This is a genomic window from Methylobacterium nonmethylotrophicum (assembly GCF_004745635.1).
GTDB lineage: Bacteria > Pseudomonadota > Alphaproteobacteria > Rhizobiales > Beijerinckiaceae > Methylobacterium > Methylobacterium nonmethylotrophicum.
This window is the reverse complement of record NZ_SRLB01000007.1, coordinates 52,698-72,737: the sequence shown is the minus strand read 5'-3', so window position 1 is coordinate 72,737 and position 20,040 is coordinate 52,698. Positions and strand designations below refer to the sequence as shown.

At 66.5% G+C, this 20,040-nt stretch carries 19 protein-coding genes and 2 pseudogenes; 1 reads left to right on the top strand and 20 read right to left on the bottom strand.

Annotated features, from left to right (window positions below):
• The 16 genes from EU555_RS10935 to nac form a co-directional block, all read right to left on the bottom strand.
• A complete protein-coding gene (locus EU555_RS10935; protein ID WP_135414694.1) occupies positions 1–951 on the bottom strand; it encodes an FAD binding domain-containing protein in 951 nt (316 codons plus the stop codon).
• A complete protein-coding gene (gene paoA, locus EU555_RS10930) occupies positions 951–1,577 on the bottom strand; it encodes an aldehyde dehydrogenase iron-sulfur subunit PaoA (protein ID WP_135414693.1) in 627 nt (208 codons plus the stop codon). Before paoA ends, EU555_RS10935 begins: the two co-directional genes overlap by 1 nt.
• 338 nt (positions 1,578–1,915) lie before the next feature.
• Positions 1,916–2,752, bottom strand: a complete 837-nt coding sequence (locus EU555_RS10925) for a VOC family protein (protein WP_245524245.1) — start codon at positions 2,750–2,752, stop codon at positions 1,916–1,918.
• A 965-nt stretch (positions 2,753–3,717) separates the two neighbouring features.
• Entirely contained in the window at positions 3,718–4,920 is a 1,203-nt protein-coding gene (locus EU555_RS10920; RefSeq protein ID WP_135414692.1) for a pyridoxal phosphate-dependent aminotransferase, read from the bottom strand.
• 26 nt (positions 4,921–4,946) lie between these two features.
• Positions 4,947–5,795 (bottom strand): ABC transporter substrate-binding protein, encoded by an 849-nt coding sequence (locus tag EU555_RS10915; protein WP_135414691.1) that lies wholly within the window; start codon positions 5,793–5,795, stop codon positions 4,947–4,949.
• Between the two features lie 53 nt (positions 5,796–5,848).
• Complete coding sequence (locus EU555_RS10910) at positions 5,849–6,613, bottom strand: amino acid ABC transporter ATP-binding protein (RefSeq protein ID WP_281041278.1); 765 nt, start codon at positions 6,611–6,613, stop codon at positions 5,849–5,851.
• Complete coding sequence (locus tag EU555_RS10905; RefSeq protein ID WP_135414690.1) at positions 6,610–7,359, bottom strand: amino acid ABC transporter permease; 750 nt, start codon at positions 7,357–7,359, stop codon at positions 6,610–6,612. The genes EU555_RS10910 and EU555_RS10905 overlap by 4 nt, the downstream gene beginning before the upstream one ends.
• A 2-nt stretch (positions 7,360–7,361) precedes the next feature.
• Positions 7,362–8,063: an amino acid ABC transporter permease gene (locus EU555_RS10900; protein WP_135414689.1), complete on the bottom strand. Its 702-nt coding sequence runs from the start codon at positions 8,061–8,063 to the stop codon at positions 7,362–7,364.
• A 4-nt stretch (positions 8,064–8,067) separates the two neighbouring features.
• A complete protein-coding gene (locus EU555_RS10895) occupies positions 8,068–8,820 on the bottom strand; it encodes an SDR family oxidoreductase (RefSeq protein ID WP_135414688.1) in 753 nt (250 codons plus the stop codon).
• Positions 8,821–8,904: 84 nt separating this feature from the next.
• On the bottom strand, positions 8,905–9,681 hold the full coding sequence (locus tag EU555_RS10890) for a LamB/YcsF family protein (RefSeq protein WP_135414687.1): 777 nt from the start codon (positions 9,679–9,681) through the stop codon (positions 8,905–8,907).
• Positions 9,682–9,684: 3 nt separating this feature from the next.
• The gene (locus EU555_RS10885) at positions 9,685–10,089 is read right to left on the bottom strand and encodes an acetyl-CoA carboxylase biotin carboxyl carrier protein (protein WP_135414686.1); all 405 of its coding nucleotides are present in this window, start codon (positions 10,087–10,089) and stop codon (positions 9,685–9,687) included.
• Positions 10,086–11,072 (bottom strand): 5-oxoprolinase subunit C family protein, encoded by a 987-nt coding sequence (locus EU555_RS10880; protein ID WP_135414685.1) that lies wholly within the window; start codon positions 11,070–11,072, stop codon positions 10,086–10,088. Before EU555_RS10880 ends, EU555_RS10885 begins: the two co-directional genes overlap by 4 nt.
• Positions 11,069–11,764, bottom strand: coding sequence for a 5-oxoprolinase subunit PxpB (gene pxpB / locus EU555_RS10875; RefSeq protein ID WP_135414684.1), 696 nt, complete (start codon positions 11,762–11,764; stop codon positions 11,069–11,071). Before pxpB ends, EU555_RS10880 begins: the two co-directional genes overlap by 4 nt.
• Positions 11,761–13,107: an acetyl-CoA carboxylase biotin carboxylase subunit gene (gene accC, locus EU555_RS10870; RefSeq protein ID WP_135414683.1), complete on the bottom strand. Its 1,347-nt coding sequence runs from the start codon at positions 13,105–13,107 to the stop codon at positions 11,761–11,763. The genes pxpB and accC overlap by 4 nt, the downstream gene beginning before the upstream one ends.
• Before the next feature lie 8 nt (positions 13,108–13,115).
• Positions 13,116–13,574, bottom strand: a complete 459-nt coding sequence (locus EU555_RS10865) for an acetyl-CoA carboxylase biotin carboxyl carrier protein (protein WP_135414682.1) — start codon at positions 13,572–13,574, stop codon at positions 13,116–13,118.
• A gap of 103 nt (positions 13,575–13,677) precedes the next feature.
• Positions 13,678–14,613, bottom strand: a complete 936-nt coding sequence (gene nac / locus EU555_RS10860; protein ID WP_135414681.1) for a nitrogen assimilation transcriptional regulator NAC — start codon at positions 14,611–14,613, stop codon at positions 13,678–13,680.
• A 211-nt stretch (positions 14,614–14,824) separates the two neighbouring features.
• Between nac and EU555_RS10855 the strand changes: the two genes are divergently transcribed.
• Positions 14,825–15,715, top strand: coding sequence for an isocitrate lyase/PEP mutase family protein (locus tag EU555_RS10855; RefSeq protein ID WP_205820882.1), 891 nt, complete (start codon positions 14,825–14,827; stop codon positions 15,713–15,715).
• A gap of 169 nt (positions 15,716–15,884) precedes the next feature.
• On the opposite strand, the gene EU555_RS37695 is transcribed toward EU555_RS10855, so the two are convergent.
• The 4 genes and pseudogenes from EU555_RS37695 to EU555_RS10840 form a co-directional block, all read right to left on the bottom strand.
• Positions 15,885–16,277 (bottom strand): lactonase family protein, encoded by a 393-nt coding sequence (locus EU555_RS37695; RefSeq protein WP_135414868.1) that lies wholly within the window; start codon positions 16,275–16,277, stop codon positions 15,885–15,887.
• Positions 16,278–16,332: 55 nt separating this feature from the next.
• Positions 16,333–17,253 (bottom strand): annotated as a pseudogene (locus tag EU555_RS10845) (IS630 family transposase); the annotation flags it as partial.
• 3 nt (positions 17,254–17,256) lie between these two features.
• Positions 17,257–17,463, bottom strand: a pseudogene (locus EU555_RS37690) (NAD-dependent dehydratase); the annotation flags it as partial.
• Between the two features lie 516 nt (positions 17,464–17,979).
• On the bottom strand, positions 17,980–19,164 hold the full coding sequence (locus EU555_RS10840; protein WP_135414680.1) for an AAA family ATPase: 1,185 nt from the start codon (positions 19,162–19,164) through the stop codon (positions 17,980–17,982).
• Positions 19,165–20,040: the final 876 nt, after the last annotated feature.

The window sequence follows — 20,040 nt, the reverse complement described above, 5'->3', positions numbered from 1 at the left end:
TCACGCCCTCCCTTCGCTCAGCGCCAGCGCGAGCGCACGCTCGGCGAGCGGGATCTTGAAGGCGTTCTCGACCGTCGGCGTCGCGCCCTGGAAAGCCGTCTTCACGACGGCGGCCGGACCGTCCGGCAGGAGCGCCTCCGCGTCCTCGACCCGCCAGGGTCGCGGTGCAACGCCCCCGAACGCGACGCGCCCGGTCCCGTCCTTCTGCAGGACGACGGCGACCGACACGATCGCGAAGGCATAGGAGGCCCGGTCGCGGACCTTGTGATAGTGGTGCGTCCCGCCCGGCGGCCTTGGGAGCGTGACGGCGGTGACGAGCTCGCCCGGTTCGAGCGGGTGCTCGATCTCCGGCCGGTCACCCGGCAGCCGATGAAAATCGCCGATCGCGATACGGCGCTGCGACCCGTCGGGCCTGATGGTCTCGACCGCGGCGTCGAGAACCCGTAAGCCGACGGCCATGTCGCCCGGGTTCTGGGCGATGCAATGGGGGCTCGTTCCCACGACGGCGAGCGAGCGGGTGACGCCTCCGAGGGCCGAGCAGCCCGAGCCCGGCTGGCGCTTGTTGCACGGCAAGCTCGTCTCGTAGAAGTACGGGCAGCGGTTGCGCTGCAGGAGGTTGCCGGCGGTCGTCGCCTTGTTGCGCAACTGCCCGGTGGCGCCGGCCACGATCGCCCGCGCGAGGACGCCGTACTCGCGCTTCACCCGCGGATGGGCCGCGACCTCGGTGTTGGTGGCGAGCGCGCCGATGCGCAGGCCGCCGTCCGGCAGGTCCTCGATCGCCCGCAGGGGCAGGTGACGGATGTCGACGAGGTGGGCCGGCGTCTCGATCTGGAACTTCATCAGGTCGAGCAGGTTCGTGCCGCCCGCGATGAACCGGGCGCCCGGCCGGGCGGCGACGGCCGCCACGGCCGCCTCAAGGCTCGCGGCGCGCTCGTAGGTGAAGGGCTGCATCAGGGCCTCCCCGCCACGTCGACCACGGCATCGGCGATGTTGGAATAGGCGCCGCAGCGGCAGATGTTGCCGCTCATGCGCTCGCGCAGCTCGCCGCTGCTCAGGGTCATCGGCGCCGCGAGGTCGCCGGTGGCATGACTTGGCACGCCCGCCTCGATCTCGGCGAGGACCGCCACCGCCGAGCAGATCTGGCCCGGCGTGCAGTAGCCGCACTGGAAGGCGTCGTGGGCGATGAACGCCGCCTGCATCGGATGCAGCCGGTCCGGCCGGCCGAAGCCCTCGATCGTCGTCACCTCGTCCCCGTCGTGCATGGCCGCGAGGCTGAGGCAGGCGTTGATACGGACCCCGTTCACCAGCACCGTGCAGGCGCCGCAATGGCCGTGATCGCAGCCCTTCTTGGTGCCCGTGAGGTGCAGGTGCTCGCGCAGGGCGTCGAGCAGCGTCACGCGGGTGTCGAGGTCAAGACGCCGATGCTCGCCGTTGACCGTGAGGGATAGGGGAAGCGACCCGGACGAACCTGCCGCCTGTCCGCCGACTGCCGGAGGCAGACCCGCAGCCGCAACGCCGACTGCCGCCGCGGTCACGACCTCCCGCCGGCTGATCTCGTGTGACAGGGGAAGACTCATCGAAGATCCCTTCCTCATCGATCGACGCTGGCGCGATGGCCGAGCCGCACGGCTGAATTGGTAGAGTTCGGGCTCGGCCCCTCTCACGAATCCAAGGCCTCGCGTTCGCGCATCATCACGATCTTCACGTCGCCGGAGTGCGCTCCGGAGCCCCGGCGAACCAGGGCCTAAGCTTGCGGACCGTGTGCCTTGCCGTCACTTGCATATGCGAAGACTTCTCAGGCGACGACAATTCCGTCCGACCGACCTGCCTGGATGGAGCAAGTCGGGTTCTCGGGGGCAGCTCGAACGAGCCTGGGCTACTCTCGTTTTTCAGCTTGCCTCATCGGCCTCCGCCCTCAGCCCCGGTTCGTCGCCGCTCGGCGCGCTTCGGCTGCGTCGGCGAACGTCTTCTTCACGGGGCCGAGCACCTGGACAAATTCGAGCTGCTCGCCCTCGGGCCCCTTGCAGTAGACGATCGACCAGCCGTTCGACGGACCTTCGTGGATCTTGATCGTATTGGTTTCCCGCGGTGCCGCGCGGCGCTCCTGTTCGGAATGTACGGCCACGGTGCGGTTCGCCCTGACCTGCGTCATGCCGCGGCGGGCACACTCGGCCTCAAGATCGGCGATGAACGTGTCGAAGTTCACATCGTCGCGGACGTAGAAGCAGATGTGCATCGAGCGCGGGTAGGCCGGGCTCATGTGGTCGCGCGGCTCGGCCCAGCTGTCGCCGCTGCCCGTCGGCTGCGCGGCATCGCGATACTGCAGGAGTTCGATGACGACGTTCTCGAACTGGACGAAGCGGACATCGAGCCGCTGGGCGCCGCCCTTCAGGTCCGGAACGCCGATGGTGCGAGGATCGACGCGGCGCTCGCGGGCCACGATCTCCTGGTCGGCCATCAGCGTGTAATGGACCGGCGCCCCCTTGAAGTCGCCATCCCGCATGACTTCGGTTCCGCCGAGAACCTCGGTGTAGAAGGCGAAAGCCCGGTCCATGTTCTGAACCGTGACGCCGAAATGCTGCACGCCTTGCAGGCGCGCGCCGAGTGGAGCGTCGTCACGCCCGCCCGGCCGCGCGGTCTGCCCGGAGGCTGCATTTGCTCCCAGGAGACCTGTCGCCGCAGCGGCCCCGGCAACCTGTAGGATTGCACGGCGATGCTGTCCGCCTTGCTCGTCGTTGCTCTGTTGGCTCATCACGATACACCGGCTTGAAGCTCTTACCCGGAGAGATACGCGGGCCACGAGCTTCACGCCGGTAAAAAAAGGTTAAAATCGATCGAGCGCCGATGCCCCCCGATGCGATCCGAGATTGATTGAGACTGACGGGATGACCCGTTCCGGTGCTGGTGCCGGCGGTAGAACTCGCTCGGGCAGTCGAGCGGTTCATGGGTCGATCCTGGGGTGAGTGGGCAGGAGACGGCGACCGGCGTTACCACGCAAAGCGTTGTCTAGCGCGTCTACGGTCTCCGACACCCTGAACCGCCGCTTCATCGATTCCCGGGTATCGCGGGCCCAGAGCAATATCGTCGGGTTGGAAGCACGGCTCCGGCCACAGCCGGCACCGTGAGCGAGCCCCGGCATAAGCTCCGACGCGGACATGAGAATGCCTGCCGATCAACAATCTGCACGACTCAGCTGGGCACAGCACCGAAGGTCTGCTTCCTGGCCAGGTGCAAAAGGCCGGTTGTGGCGCGAAGCCGATCGAACCGAGGCGTGGCCTCCGACATCATGCGGGCGTTTCGGCCGAAGCCTACGAAGGACTGCGTCGGATGCATGCTCCTGTTTCGCCGCGACATGGTCACGGTTCTGCGGACAGCGGCCGGATACCTGCCGGGGTAGGGGAGGGGGCCGAAGACGATAAGAGGGTCCGGCAGACAACGACCCCCAGCAGACATCCATGACGCCGACAAAAAATGTCCGGTTGAGAGTGGCGAGCGGCCCTCTGAATAACGACGCCAGCCGAAACTCGATGTCATGGCGGAGCCCGACCGCCCTGTTATCGGATGCTGATCCAGGTCATTGATTTTGTAGCAGAATCTTCGACGAATCGGAGTTCGCTTCGCCGGGAGATGATCCAGTTCAGGATTTTTCCGAAAATACTGTCTGCGACGGAATGCGCCGACGTAGCGGCTGGGGATGCCCAGAGGCCCGTAAGGGCTTTAGGTCAGGTCACGGCAGAATGCCTCGATGCGCCGGCAGCCTTCGACCAGGGTGTCCATGTCGGTCGCGTAGGACAGCCGGACGTACGGACTCATCCCATAGGCACCGCCCGGCACCGCCGCCACGTGCGCCTCGGTGAGGAGCGCGGCCACAAAGTCTGCATCGCTATTGATCCGGCGCCCGCCGGATGTGGTGCGGCCAAGGCAGTCTGCGATGTTCGGAAAGACATAGAACGCCCCGTTGGGCGTGTGGCAGCGGATGCCCGGGATTGCGTTGAGCATGGCGACGACGCGGTTTCGCCGCTCGCCGTAGAGCGCGGCCCGCTCCATCAGGACATCCTGCGGCCCGTCGAGGACTGCGACCGCGGCCGCCTGCGACACTGTCGTGATACCACCGGTCGACTGGAGCTGGATGTTGCTCATCGGCGCGATCAAGCCTCGCGGGCCGCCGCAATAGCCGACGCGCCAGCCCGTCATCGCATAGGCCTTCGAGGCGCCGTTGACCGTGAGCACCCGCTCCTTCAAGTGCGGCGCCACCTGCGCCAGGGTACAGAAGGTGAAGTCGTCGTAGACGAGGTGCTCGTAGATGTCGTCGGTCAGGACGAGCACCTGCGGGTGACGCTCGATGACCCCGGCGAGGGCCCGCATCTCGGCGGCGTTGCAGGCCGCCCCAGTGGGATTGTTCGGGAAGTTGAGGATGACCCAGCGGGTGCGCGGGGTGATCGCCGCGTCCAGATCCTCCGGGCGGAGCTTGAACCGGTTGTTCTCGGGGCAGGCCACCGGCACCGGCCTGGCGCCCGCAAGGGCGACGATGTCGGCGTAGGTGATCCAACCCGGCGCCGGGATCACGACCTCGTCGCCGGGATTGCAGGTCGCTAGGATGGCATCGAAGATGATCTGCTTGCCACCATTGGCGACCAGGATCTCGTCGAGCGCGTAGTCGAGATCGTTGTCCCGCTTGAACTTGCGCTGGATCGCGGCCTTGAGGGCCGGCGTGCCGCCGAGCGGTGGATATTTGGTGTCCCCGTCGAGGGCGGCCTTGTGGGCCGCCTCGATCGCGTGGGGCGGCGTCGGGAAGTCGGGCTCGCCCGACGACAGGCTGACGACCGCGATGCCCTGCTGGCGCAGCTCGCGCGCCTTGTCGGTCATCGCGGCGGAGGCGGAGAGCGTGACGTTCGCCAAGCGGTCAGCTGTGCGGATCATGGGACGTCCTTGCACGAGGGAGGCACTTAGGGGATCGGCTCGAATTTCAGCTCTGCGAGCGGCGTCACCTTCTCGGTGCGTGTCAGCTTGAACTCGGTGTCGGGGCCGAGCCATTTCTTCCAGGCCGCGTCGATCTCGCCCGCGGCATCCATCGCCCGCAGGGTCTCATTGACCTTGGCGAGCAAAGCCGGCTCGCCCTTCTTCATGCCGACGCCGATCGGCTGGTAGACCATCGGCTCGTCGATCATCTTGAGCTTGACGCCGCGGGTCTGCGATTCGTTGACGAGCTTGGTAATCGTCATGGTGTTGGCGACCATGCCGAGCGACTTGTTCTGCTGCACCGCCATGAAGGCCGAGCCGGTATCCTGGAAGGTCAGCGGCTCGGAGCCGTTCATGCGGATCGCCAGCTCGGAGGTCGAGCCCTTGGTCGAGGACAGGCGCTTGCCCTTGAACTCCGCCTTGGTGGTCGCCGGGTCGCTCGCCTTCACGGCCAGCATCTCCTTGGCGAGGTAGTAGGGATCCGAGAACTGGATCTGCTCGGCGCGGCCCAGCGTGTAGGCGAGGTTGGCGATGGTAAGGTCGACGCGGCCGAGCTTCACCTCGGGCACGCGGGCCTCGACCGAGAGCGGCGTGATCGCCGCCTTCACGCCCCAGCGTTTGGCGACGTCGCGGCACAGATCGACGTCGAACCCGACCATCTCGCGGGTCTTCGGGTCGGGGGCCGCGAAGGGCGGCACGTCGGCGAAGGTGCCGCAGCGCAGCTCCCCGCGGGCCATGATGTCGGCGAGCTGATCGGCGCGTGCCGGAGCGGCCGCTACGAGCAGGGCGGTGCCCAGCAGCGCCGTGGCGCTCATGGCGAGGGTCTTCGATCGCATCGGGGGCTTCTCCTTGCGAAAATCTGCTGGGCGAGGATCTATTTGGCGAAGGTCTAATGGCGCAGGTCGAAGAGGAACTTCTTCGCGCGCGGGTGCTGCGGGTCGGAAAAGAACGCGTCCGGCGTCGCGGTCTCGAGGATGCGTCCGGCATCCATGAACCAGACCCGGTCGGCGACCTCGCGGGCAAAGCCCATCTCGTGGGTGACGCACATCATCGTCATGCCTTCGGCCGCGAGGCCGCGCATCACGGCGAGCACCTCGCCGACCATCTCCGGATCGAGGGCCGAGGTCGGCTCGTCGAACAGCATCGCGGGCGGCTCCATCGCGAGCGCCCGGGCGATCGCCACCCGCTGCTGCTGGCCGCCCGAGAGCTGGGCCGGATACGCGCCGGCCTTGGCGGACAGCCCGACCCGGTCGAGGAGCGCCATGGCGCGGTCCCGCGCGACCTCGCGCGTCGTGCCGTTGACCTTGACCGGCGAGAGGGTGACGTTCTCGAGCGCCGAGAGGTGCGGGAACAGGTTGAAGCTCTGGAACACGAAGCCGATGCGGCTGCGCAGGCGGTTGAGCGTCGCCGCCTTCAGCGGCCCGTGCACTCTCTCGCCGTCGAAGGTGAGGGTGCCCGACGCGATCTCCTCGAGCCGGTTGACGGTCCGGATCAGGGTGGACTTGCCCGAGCCGGACGGCCCGCAGACCACCACCACCTCGCCGCGCCCGACCTCGGCCGTGACGTCGTCGAGCGCCTTGTACGCCCCATAATACTTCGTGACGCTCGCGAAGCGGATCATGGCGGCGTCAGTCGTCGCGATCTCGGTCATCATGGCTCGGCCGTGAGTTGGCGGACGGGGAGCGGCGCGGGGGCACTGGCCGGGCCGGCGCGGCGGCGGGCGATGCGCCGCTCGAGCCGGACCGCGAGGGCCGTCAACGTCCAGCACACGGCGTAGTAGATGACCGCGAGCAGGAAGAAGACCTGGAACGGCTGCGTCAGGATCTGGTTGTTGATCTGGTTGGCCGCGAAGGTCAGCTCCGGCACGTTGATAACGTAGCCGAGGGTCGTCTCCTTGATGGTCGAAACGAACTGGCTGATCAGGCTCGGGATGACGTTGTAGAGCGCCTGCGGCAGGACGACGTAGAGGAGCGCCTGCGGGTAGGAGTGGCCGAGCGCGCGGGCGGCCTCCATCTGGCCGCGCCCGAGCGCGACGATGCCGCCACGCACCACCTCGCTCAAGAAAGCGCCTTCATACATGACCAGGGTCACCAGCATGGTGACGAAGCCCGGGACATTGGCGCCGAGGAGCAGCGGCACCATGAAGTAGACCCACAGGATCAGCATCAAGAGCGGCACGCCGCGGGCGAGATAGACTAGCGCCGACGAGGGCCACAGCAGCAGCGGATTGCGCGACAGCCGGGCGAGCGCGATCAGCACGCTCAGCGGGAAGGCCAGCGCGATCGAGAGCGCCGAGAGGATCAGGGTGGCGGCAAAGCCCCCGAGCGGCCCGTTCGGGTACTGGCCGATGAGGAGCAGCAGCCAGTTGTCGCGCAGGATCGTGAGAATGTCGCCGATCATCGTCAGCGTGCCCCCATGACCTGCCCGCGCCATTGCAGCGCGGCGCCGATGCCCATGATGACAAGCGAGACGGCGAGGTAGGCGATTGTGGCGATCAGGTAGGTCTCGAAGGTGCGGAAGCTCAGGTTCTCGACCTCCTTGACCGCGTGGGTCAGCTCCGAGACGCCGATCGCCATGGCGAGCGAGCTGTTCTTGAACAGAGAGACCGAGTGATTGACGAGGGCGGGCAGCGCATTGCGGATGGCCTGGGGCATCAGCACGTGGCGCAAGGCGCCGACGAAGCCGTGGCCGAGGGCCCGCGCGGCCTCCATCTGGCCGGTCGCCACCGCGCGCAGGCCCGAGCGGAGGTCCTCGCTGAAATAGGCGGCCTGGCACAGGCCGAGGCCGACGACGCCGTAGACCGCCTCGGCGCCGTGGTCGTTGAGCCAGGTCTGGACCGGGTCCGGCAGCAGGCTCGCGATGCCGAAGTACCACAGCATCAGCTGCACCAGCGTCGGCACGTTGCGGTGGTAGGAGACGTAGGCGGCAACCACCCGGTCGCCGATCCGGCCGGGCGCGAGGCGTAACGAGAGCAGCACGAGGGCGAGCCCCATCGCGAGGCACCACGAGCCCGCCGCGACCACGAGGGTCACCAGCGCGCCGCTCCACAGCATCCCGGCGAAATCCGGGTTGGACAGGACGGCGAGGAGGTCGAACCCGTGCACGGCGTCAGGTCCTCGGATCGCCGGGACGGGCGGTCTGGAGCCCGCCCATCACCTGGAGGGTCGGGGTGATCTCCATGTGACCGATATTCATCGCGCGGGGTGCGGCGACCGCGAAGGCGACCGCCTCGGCGATGTCAGCGGCCTCGGGCAGTTCAAACCCGTCGATGAAGCGGGCCCGGACCTCCGGCGTGTCGCCGTGGACATGGGCGAAGATGTCGGTGGCGACGCGGCCGGGGCAGATCTCGGTCACCCGCACCCGGCGCCCGAAGGTGTCGAGGCGCAGCTGGTTCGACAGCATCGCCACCGCCGCCTTGGTGGCGTGATAGGTCGAGTTGCCGCCGAAGTTGTAGTTCCCGGCGATCGACGAGACGTTGATCACGTGGCCGCGGTCGCGCGCCGCCATGCCCGGCACGATCAGCCGGCACAGGTGAAGCACCGCCCGCAGGTTCACGTCGACGAGCAGGTCGATGTCGGCCTCCCGCGCGTCGAGAAGCTTGCGGGGCGTATCGACGCCGGCATTGTTGACCAGGATGTCGAACGGCACCTTGGCTGCCAGTTCGGCGAGCGCGGCGGTATCGGTCACGTCGATGACGTGCGGCACGCAGTTGGTCCGGGCGGCGAGCGCCTCCAGCGGCTCCCGGCTGCGGGCGACGGCGTGGACCTCGAGCCCCTCGCGGCGGAAGCGCTCGACGATTGCCGCGCCGATGCCGCCCGAGGCGCCGGTCACGAGAGCTTTTGTGTAATCGGAGAACGGCATGGCAGATCCGTGACGATGACGAACGTTAAGGGACGGGGTTGCCGCTTGGGAAAGACGGATTGTCTGTGCCGCGATAAGACGATGTTATGCGGGCGCCGCGCCCTGGCGGGACAGGGGCACGATCTCCCCTCCGGCCTCCGACACCGCTTGGCGCACGGCCCGGGCGAGCGCGAGGGCGCCGGGCGTGTCGCCGTGGACCAGGATCGTGTCCGGGCTCAAGGACAGGCGCTCGCCCTCGTGCGTGACGACGACGCCGTCGGCGAGGAGCCGGCGCACCCGCTCCAGCACCTGCGCCTCGTCGTGGATCACCGCGCCCGGGAGCCGGCGCGGCACCAGGAGCCCGTCGCGGTCGCAGGCCCGGTCCGCCAGGAAGGTCTTGGCCACCCGCAGGCCGTGAGCGGCGGCGGCGTCCTCGATCGCCCGGCTCGGCGAGGTCAGCACGGTCAGGCCGGGGTCGAAGCGGGCCACCGCCGCGACGAGGGGCGCGGCGAGGTCCGGATCGGCCGCTGCCATGTTGCCGAGCGCGCCGTGGAAGCTCATGTGGGTCATGCTCGCACCCTGCGCCCGGGCAATTCCGGCGAGCGCGCCGAGCTGGTAGACGACCATCGCGCACAGCTCGTCGCGCTCGACCTGCATCACCCGGCGGCCGAAGCCCTGCCGATCCGGGAAGCCGACATGGGCGCCGATATCGACGCCGCGCGCCGTCGCGAGGCGGACCGTGCGTTCCATGATCAGCGGATCGCCGGCATGGAAGCCGCAGGCGATGTTGGCCGAGGACAGGACGTCGAGGAGGCCCTCGTCGTCTCCCATGCGCCAGGGGCCGTAACCCTCGCCGAGATCGGCGTTGAGGTCGATCCGCATCGCTCAACCCTCCGGCTGGATCTCGACGAGCGAGTCGCCGTAGCCGACGAGCGCGGCCTCCTGGGCGACGACCCGGATGACGGTCGCGGCGACCGGCGCCGTGACGATCACGAGTAGGTCACCGACCCGCAGGAGGCCGACCGGCTGCCCAGCGGCGATCCGGTCGCCCGGACCCACGAGCGGTTCGGGGCGCAACGGATGGGCGCTGAGAAAATGGCCGACGCCCGGCGATCGGACGACGTCGCGGGCGGGCCCGGCGGGCGGCGCGGGAGCGGCCGCCGTCACGGCGTCCGCGCGACCGCGCACGAGGCGGACATGTCCGGCCGGTCCCCGGAGTTCGAGCTCCGCGAGCCCCGAGGCGGCGAGCCACGCGGCAAGGTCGGGGATGTGGGCGAGGGGCGAGGTCATGCGGTGCTCCGCGCACGGAGGTAGGACAGGGCGCGGCGGGCGGCGGACAGCCAGCCGTCGAGCGCATCGCGGGCGGCGAGGGCGCCGTCCCAGTCGGTCTCGATGAAGCGGATCCGGGCGCCGATCGGCGCCTGGGCGAGGCGCCAGAGGTCGGCCTCGATGACGGTGCCGATCTTCGGGTAGCCGCCGGAGGGCTGGGCGTCGCACATCTGGACGATCGGCTGACCGCCATGCGGCACCTGGATCGTGCCCGGCACGATCCCATGCGAGCGCAACTCCAGAGGCTCGAGCGGCGTCAGGGTCGGGCCGGAGAGGCGGAAGCCGTATCGGTCGCTTTGCGGCGTCACCCGCCACGGCTCGCCCCAGAACGCCGCGCGCGAGACGGGCCTGTAGCACTCGTACTCGGCGGCCGGCAGCACCCGCAGGGCCGGCAGGCCGTCGACCGCGAGCGGCAGCGCGACGACCGGGGGGACCAGCCCGGTCCCGGCCACCGGCGGAGACAAATCTGGGCTCCCAAGGGGCAGTTCGTCGCCGGCCTGCAGCGACCGGCCCTGGTGGCCTCCGATAGCGCCGCGCAGCTGCGTCGCCCGCGAACCGAGCACCACCGGCACGTCGATTCCGCCAGAGACGCAGAGGTAGGACCGCGCCCCCCAGGCCTGGGGGCTTGCCCGCCGCGCGAGGCGAAGGACCGCCCCGGCCCTGGCCCGCGCCCCGGTCCAGGGCAGGATCGGAACCCCGTCGAGCATGAGGGCGCAATCGGCCCCGGTGACCGCGAAGGTGGTCGCGACCTCGAAACGGATCTCGAATGGCGGCACCTGGATCTCGATCCCGGCCGCGTCATCCGGGTTGCCAACGAGAAGGTTGCCGCCAGCGAGCGCCAGGGTGTCCATGGCGCCGGCCGTTCCGACGCCCCAGCGCAAGGCCCCGAGCCGGCCGCGATCCTGCACGGTGGCGAGCGCGCCGCAGGCGAGGAGGCGAATCATCTTACCACCCCGGCGATGCGGAAGCGCAGGCTGTCACCGGGCTGGAGCAGCGCCGGCGGCGTGCGGGCGGCGTCGAAGAAAATCATGTCGGTCGACCCGATGGTGTTCCAGCCGCTCGGCCCGGGCGAGGCCGAGACCCCGGTCTGCGCGCCACCGATCGACACCGCGCCGCCGGGAATGCGCAGGACCGGCACCTTGCGCCGCGGCGTCGCGATCCGCGGGTCCATGCCGCCCAGGTAGCAGTAGCCCGGATGGCTGCCGAGCGCGTAGACCGGGTAGAGCGGGGCGGCGTGGATCTCGGCGATCTCGTCCGGGGACAGGCCGGTATGCGCGACGACGTCGGCCATGTGCGGCCCACCCTCACCGCCATAGACCACGGGTAACTCGACGGTGCGGCCCGCGAGCGCGAGGGGTGGAGCCGCCTTCCAGGCGGCGGCGAGGCGCCCGGTGATCGCTTCGAGGCGGCGGGGCGGCTCGCGCCACGTCACGAGCAGGTTGTTCACTCCCGGCACCGCCTCGCGCACCTCCGGCCAAGTATCGGCCTCGCGGGCGAGCGACCAGATCCGGGCTTGTGTCTCGAGACACGTCTCGCCGGGCGCCTCGAACAGTAGGGCGGTAGTGCCGAGGAGGCTGATGCACGGCGCCAAATCCGGCGCCTCGGCGTGCGGGGGAAGCGGGATCGGTCGGTTCATGCCGCGCGCCCCAGCATCGCCTCGAGGTGGTGGATGTCGACCCCCCCGGCCGCGAAGACCGCATCGGCGAGGATGCGGGCGTGCAGGGGCAAGTTCGTCGCGATGCCCTCGATCCGCGTCTCGGACAGGGCGACGCGCAGGCGCGCCAGGGCCTCGCCGCGGGTAGGGGCGTGGACGATCAGCTTGGCGATCAGCGAATCGTAGTGCGGCGGCACCACCGTGCCGGCACCGGCGTGGCTGTCGACGCGCACGCCCGGGCCGCCCGGCACGTCGAAGCGGGCGATCCGCCCCGGGGCCGGCGCGAAGGTCACGGGATCCTCGGCGTTGATCCGGCACTCGAAGGCGTGGCCGCGGGTGACGATGTCGGACTGGCGCAGGCTCAGGGGCTCGCCGCGGGCGACGCGGATCCCCCCCGCCACGATGTCGAGGCCGGTGACCATCTCGGTCACCGGATGCTCGACCTGCACCCGGGTGTTCATCTCGATGAAGTAGAAGCGGCCGTCCTCGTAGAGGAACTCGAAGGTGCCGGCACCGCGATAGCCGATGCGGCGGCAGGCCTCGGCGCAAGCGTCGCCGACCTCCGCCACGCTCGCCGGATCGAGGCCGGGGGCCGGGGCCTCCTCCAGCACCTTCTGATGGCGACGCTGCAGCGAGCAGTCGCGGGTGCCGAGCCAGACTGCGTTGCCCTGCCCATCGGCGAGCACCTGGATCTCGACATGGCGCGGGGTGGGGAGATACGCCTCGACGTAGATCGCCGGGTTGCCGAAGGCGCGCCGCGCCTCCTCGCGCACCAGGGCGAGGGCCTCGAGGAGGGCGCCCTCCTCGCGCACGACCCGCATGCCGCGCCCGCCGCCGCCGCCAGCCGCCTTGAGAAGGACGGGATAACCGGTCTCAGCGGCGATGCGGCGCACGGCTTCCGGCTCGTCGGGCAGGGCACCGTCCGAGCCGGGCACGCAAGGAACGCCGGCCGCGCGCATCGCCGCCTTGGCGGCGACCTTGTCGCCCATCGTGTGGATGCAGGCGGCGTCCGGGCCGATGAAGACGAGGCCGGCTTCCGCCACCCGCGCGGCGAAGTCGGCATTCTCGGACAGAAAGCCGTAACCGGGATGGATCGCGCCCGCTCCGGTGGCCTGGGCGGCGAGCAGGATCGCGGTGGCGTCGAGGTAGCTGCGCCCGGCCGCGGCCGGGCCGATGCAGACGGCGATGTCGGCGTGGCGCACATGCGGCGCCTCCCGGTCGGCCTGCGAGTAGGCCGCGACGGTGCGCAGGCCGAGCGTCCGGCAGGCCCGCTGGATGCGAAGGGCGATCTCGCCGCGGTTGGCGATGAGGACGGTGTCGAACATGCCGGGCCTCACGTCAGGCGCAGGAGCGGCTGGCCGCCCTCGACCTCGTCGCCGGAGGCGATGAGCACGGCCGCGATCGACCCGGCGCGCGGGGCCCGGACCTCGTGGAAGGTCTTCATCGCCTCGACGGTGCAGAGCAGCGCACCGGCCTCGACGGCCTGGCCGAGAGCGACGTAGGGCGGCGCCTCGGGGGCGGGTGAGAGGTAGGCGAGGCCCGCGAGCGGGGCGCGCACCTCGTCGGCAGCGGGCGCGCCCGGGACGGGGGAGGGGACATCGGCGGCGCAAGCCGCGGTGACCGGGAACGCGGGTGCTCCGGAGGCAGGACGCGACGCCGGATCGTCGGCGCTGCGGGCTCGGTGGATCTGGCGGGCCAGCCGCAGGGTCCAGCCGTCCTTCGCCACCTCCATCTCGGCGAGGTCGGACGCGGCCATCGCGTCGATCAGCGCCTTGATCTCGTCCAGGGTCATCGGGGTGCCATCCACCGGCCGCAACGGCCGCTTCGGATGAGCACGCTAGTGGCGCAATCAGCCGGCCGCCAAGACGGATCGGGACTGCGCCGATAAGCACTGTTTATGACGGCGCCGGCGCGTTCCGGACGGGGAGCGGGGCTCGCGGCCAGTCGCGCACCAGCCCGAGAAGCAGTGCCCGCACGGCCTGCGCCGGCTCGGAGAGCGGCAGGTGATCGGACTGGCACAGGGCAAGGGGCGCCTCGATCGCCGGCTCGACGATCCGGGCGCGCCAGGACGGCGTCGAGGCGGTCACCTCCCGGGCCATTGATTCCGGCAGGATCGTCGCTCCGAGGCCCGCGGCGATGACCGCCTTCAGGGTGCTGGCGGACTCGATCTCGGCGACGACCCGCGGCGCGAGGTCGATGCCCGCGCAGGCGCCGTCGATGAGCTTGCGCACGACGTTGTAGGGACGCGGCAGGTAGAGATCGAGGCCGGCGACGTCGCGCAGCGGGACGGGATCGGGACACGGTGTCAGGCCGGCCGGGCCGACGAGGTAGAGCGGCTCGCGCAGGAGCGGCAGGAAGCTCAGGCCGTGGACCTCCACCGTCCCGCCATACAGGACCGCGAGATCCATCCGGCCGTTCATGACGAGTTCGGAGAGCGTCGTACCGTAGGTCTCGTTGAGGTAGGGCACGATGCCGGGATGGTGCGCGCGCATGGCCTGCAGGAGCGGCAGAGCCAGCCCCGCCGCAGCGGTGCCCGGCGCGAGGCCGATCGAGACCGCGCCAGACAGTCCTGCGCCCGCCGCCCGCATGTCGACCCGGGCCTGGTCGCACTGGCGCATGATCGCCTGGGCGTGGCGGTAGAGCACCTTTCCCGCTTCGGTTGGGGTGACCCCGCGGGTGGTGCGCACCAGGAGCTGCTGGCCGGTCTCCGCCTCGAGGGTTGCGAGCTGCTGGCTGAGCGCCGGCTGCGCCACATGCAGCACGTCGGCAGCCTGGGTCATGCTGCCGATGTCGACGATCTTCAGGAAGTACTGAAGGCGCTTGAAGTTCATCGGTTCGGCTTCATGGGCGTGGCCTCGCGGCCCGGGGGCATAGGGAAACGCTATCAAGCCAGAGCGAACCCGTCTTGGCTACGGGCAGACAGTTTCCGCTAGACCTCGCAGCCGACACCGTCGGCGCGGCTCGAGCCGGCGATCGCCACCGGCACTTGCCCGGGGCCGAACCCTCCGGGACGAGCCGAAACGAGTAGGCCCGGCCGGACCGATGCGAGGAGCCCACGCCATGACACTTCACGTTATTACCCCGCCCGACCGTCTGCGCGCCCTGCTTGTCCAGCCCGATTTCATCGTCATGCCGGCAGTCTGGGACGGTTTGACCGCCAAGCTCGCGTCCGAGGCCGGGTTCGCGACGGCGTTCCTGTCGGGTTCGTGCGTGGCGGCGTCGCGGCTCGGGGGGCCGGACCTCGACCTGATCTCGTTTGGCGAGATGCTGAACTCGCTCGAGATGGTGCGAGGCGCTGCCCCCGGCACGCTTGTGCTGGCGGACGGCGACCACGGCTACGGCAACGCGATGAATGTGCAGCGCACCGTGCGCGCCTACGGACGGGCTGGAGCCGCCGCCGTGCTGATCGAGGACAAGGTCACGCCGCGGGCTCTCACTGCCGCTGGCAAGCCCTGCCTGCCGCGGGACGAAGCGCGCTTGAAGGTCCGCGCCGCGGTCGAGGCCGCCCGGGATTCAGGGATCCTGGTGATGGCGCGCACCGATTGCCGTCCGACGCAAGGCATCGACGAGGCGATCGCCCGCGTCGAGATGTTCGTGGAGGAAGGGGCCGACCTCCTGTTCCTCGACTCACCCGCCGACGAAGCCGAGATCCTGCGCGCCGTTGCGGCGAGCGGCGGCCGCCCGCACTTCGCCGTGTTGTCCCCCGGCGCGCCGCGGGAGACGCCGACCCAGGCGCGAGCGGCAGAGCTCGGCCTCAAGATTGGCACCTACCCGACAGGTCTCCTGTCCCCGGCCGTCGCGGGGATCCGCAGCGGTCTCGCCGCCCTCGCCGAAGGCCGCTCGGCCGCCGAAAGCGCGCTGCCTCCGGCGGAGCTGACCGCGACGCTCGGTTATGGGGCCTACGAGGCGGCCGCCAGGCAATTTGCGCTCTGAGCGAAGCCCCGCGCGCAGAACTGAAGCGCGGCGCTGGCCGTCCTCGCCGGGAATGGTTCAGACCAAAACCGATCTCGGCATCGAGCAGAAACGCGCGAGCAAGTCGCGGCGCCTATCGTAAATGTCCGATCCTGCGCAAAACACGGTTTTTGCACCTTCACGGCAGGCGCTATGCGAACAGGATGCAGGTCGGACTGCCCGTGTGCGCCACGATCGTCCCTTCGGATAATCTGCCGGCCGCTTGGTCGCGTGAGAAGCCGACGATCGTGTCGCTGTCCTCGTTCGCGGCAAACAGGCGTTGGCTCGGCGGGTCCAGCGTGAAGAAGCGCGGCGTTCTCCCTTCCGCGGCAATCCAGCCGACGGGCGCGAGACGACCTGTGCCATCGTCGACCGCGAACGCCGCGACGGAATCGTGTCCGCGATTGCTCACGTAGACGAACTGGCCGTCGGGCGTGATGTCGATCTCGGAGGCTCGGCTGAACCCGATGAACGTATCCGGAAGGGCGGAGACTTCCTGATACGGCGTGATCGCGCCGGTCGCCGGGGCGTACCCGCACGCCATCACGGTCGAGGATAGCTCGTTCAGGACGAAGACTTGTCTCTGGCTCAGCTTCGAGTGCACGCAGGCAAAAGCGTTTGACGCTGGCGAGGATCGCGTCGGCCGACTTCACCCACCGGAACGGTTTCGGATCGGCATTCGTGGCCTCGATGAAGGCGCGAATGTCGCGTTCAAGCTCGTCCACCGAGCAATGAACGCCTCGCCGGATCGCCCGCTCCGTCAGCAAGCCGAACCACCGCTCGACCTGGTTGATCCATGAAGCAGAGGTCGGCGTGAAGTGCACGGGATAGTGCGGGCGCTTGGCTAGCCAATCGCGGATCAACTTGGTCTTGTGCGTCGCCGAGTTGACGAGCACCAGATGCACGTCGAGGTCGACCGGGACCGCCGCCTCGATCTCGTCCAGGAAGCGGCGGAACTCGCTGGCACGGTGACGCGGATAGCACTGCCCGATCACGGTCCCGGCCTTTACATCGAGAGCGGCAAACAAGCTGGTGGTGCCATGTCGGGCATAGTCGTGCGTGCGCCGCTCCACCTGTCCGGGCCGGAGCGGCAGCAGCGGCTGCGGGCGATCGAGCGCCTGAACCTGGGACTTCTTGTCCACGCAGAGAACCAGGGCGCGGGCGGGCGGAGCCAGATAGAGCCCCACGATATCGCGCACCTTCTCGGCAAACAGCGGATCGGTCGAGAGCTTGAAGGTCTCGGCGCGGTGCGGCTGCAGGCCGAACGCCCGCCAGACCCGCCCGACCGTCGCGCCCGACACCCCGCTAGCCTTGGCCATGCTGCGCTGGCTCCAGTGAGTGGCACCCTGGGGCTGCTCGCAGAGCGTGCGGTCGATCAACTCGGCGACCTGCTCGTCGCCGATCCGGCGCGGGGCTCCCGAGCGAGGTTCATCCAGCAGGCCATCCGTGCGTTCGCGGGCAAACCGTTCGCGCCACTTGCCGACCGTGTGCTTGCCGGTGCTCAGTTCCGCCGCGATGGCCGTCTTCCCGACATAGGCCGAGACGCCCTTCCGGCGGGCCAGGTTGACCAAGTAGGTGACGAGCCCCTGCTTGACCCTGTCATGCACCCGGGGGAGCCGCACGACCGACACGTTGACGCCCGCCTCCAGCCGCGCGGCGCCTTCCAACTCGGAGGCGATGCGAGGATTCGGATGCTCTGCGTTGAAGACATCCTCCGTCACCAGCGGGCCTGAGGCGCGGAATATTTCTAGGTTAACCCAATTTCAATTAAAAACAAATATTTCAGATGCAGTATCATCGGATCTTTTGGAGCAATTATCTCTGTTTCGAATTGAAATTGCATAGTTCCCAAAGTGCAGGCGCCATAGTCTCGTATGATGCATTTTCCAGATCGCCTATCACATACCCTTTATTGCAGACCGCAAGCCATCCTACAGGATTCCGATACTGGAATTTTGGACGCTTCCAACCCTGAGTTTGGTAACATGTAAATCTATCATTGCTAGATAACTCAAGTACTAGTCCTTCAGATGGCAATCCGTCGATACTCTTAAGCTCATAGCCTTTACACGGTCTATATCTTAATACTTCAAATAGGTAGCTTCCTGTCACAAGCTTGTGGAGGATTGGTTCTACCCGCCTCAGCTCACATAAGAAAATATCGCTAGGGCGTGATTGGTTTCTTGCTAGTCGCTTCATATCGGTCCTCGGATTTTGCATTACTGAAAGACATCACGGGGTATTTTTTACAGCTTACCACTTGCGCGCAATTCTGTTTGCGCGCGCTGTACAGCAGATTTACTTAGACCAAGGCCTGCGGCAATCTCTCGAACGCTAGCGCCGGCCTGCGTATGTTCGATTATTTTTGATGTGCTGTCGTCATCAATGCTACTCCAAGTCCACATCGCTTTTCCATTTGAAACATTCAGCTGAGCCTCGAAAGGCTCCGCATCGGGCCCAGCTATACCCCGTGCCTTTGTTAGATGGACCTGGAATCTCGCGCCTTGTTCCATCCGGTAGTCGTCTGGACGTTTCAGCATGACGACGGTGTCGAGCACGTCCTCTCGCTTGGATGTTCCTCGAGCATGATCGCCTCTGCCGGTGTGATGAACCAGTAAAACGCTCACTCCGCGTCTGCGAAGCTGTAACAGCCAAATCTGCATAACATCCCAGCTTGCCGCGTCATTTTCCTTGCCTCCCTTCACAAGAGTAGAAATATTATCGATAACTAGTAAGTCGCCGTTTTTTAATAATGATTCAATTTCAGCTTGATGGACTGGATTTGCAAGATTTATATTTCGGCCTAATTTCTGCCTATCCATAGACAGAATCGTAAAACTTAGATCTAAGGGTATGTCTGGATTATGTGCTGCTTGAAGTGCTCGAGCCCGTTCCTGCAAAGTCTGCTGCGGCATCTCGCCATCTACATAAAGCACTCTACGTGCCGTTGGGGCTCGCCAACGCAAGAACTCTCCTCCCGCTGACACCGCAAAGCTTATTCCAAGTGCAACATGGGTCTTCCCGACGCCACGGCCAGCGTATAGCATTGCAAGACCACGTTCCGGCAAGAGTGGATGTAGCACGAATTGTCTCTCTGGCAGATTTTCTTCAATAAAGTCTTGCAACTCTACAGTAATGAAGAATGTTTTATTATCTTCTGTTGTTAATTCGGGGGATGTTTCTAGTATAACACCAACATTTGATAACTCTGACTGATCGTCTATCACATCATCGCCTTCTGTCATGCCTTCGAAAGTAGGATCACCGAAGATGTCCCACTCTGACAAACCCATCATCGAATATTCCGGAATTTGACCCATGGTTGATTTTGTCACCGTTGCGTGCTCGCAAGTGTATTCAGACTCATTTGTCGTCTTTTCTTTCGGTCTATCAATCATTTTGTAATCATCCCCCGGCAGATCATATGTCATTGTGTCATTTAGCTCATTGATAGCTCCTTGTTTTATAGATCAGGCCTAGCGATATAATCAATAGATTTTTTTGATTTCCGACATTCAAATAGTTCTTTATTTGTAACTTTGTCGATAATTGAATTCGATAACGCAGAGTCGCCCTTATATATGTTGGTCGACGCATCAATCGTGTTCACCGTCTCATGTCTCCAAAATTTTCGACACGGATTAAATCATTATAATATATCTTTATATCAATCATATGCTTCCAAAATGCGTTCTTCTAAGCTGGTTCAATCTGATTTTTTCGGCAAGTTTAGTGCATTGAATCCCTCGTTCGTGCAGCTCAATGCTCGAGCTTATCAGAGCGAGATAGCACGGACCTGTCGCCCACCAAGGGGGTTTTCGCTCGTTTGAAGGATTCGTCCATAAGCTAATTTGAGAAGATATAATCGATCTATCTGTATGAGCGTCAAGAGTCCGAGCGAGGCGTGTCTGCCAGCCTGGAAGATCTTTCTTGCCATCTATTGTTGCTGCAATTTCCATGAGTTCTTCTGCGGATAGCGGTTCGGGTTTTGCAAGTGATACTGCCACGCTGCGTTCTCCACGGTAGCGAACGTTAGAGCCTCACTGAGTCTGGTTTCTTATCGCACAACCATTCTTGCGAAACAAGCATAAAAATGGCATTTCGTAAGAAATTTTCGATGTATAAGTCTTTGGCAGGCGATGTGTGGGTTTTGCGTAGTAGACGCGAGGTAGCGCCCGTCCTTCGAGAAGGTCGGTGGTGCCGTTTGCGAGCAGATCCTGACGCCCTAGGCAAGGCGTGTTCGGCCTATTGCTATGAAGATTCGCTGCGAGAACGAGTGCACGCTGGTCATGCCGACCAACCAGCCC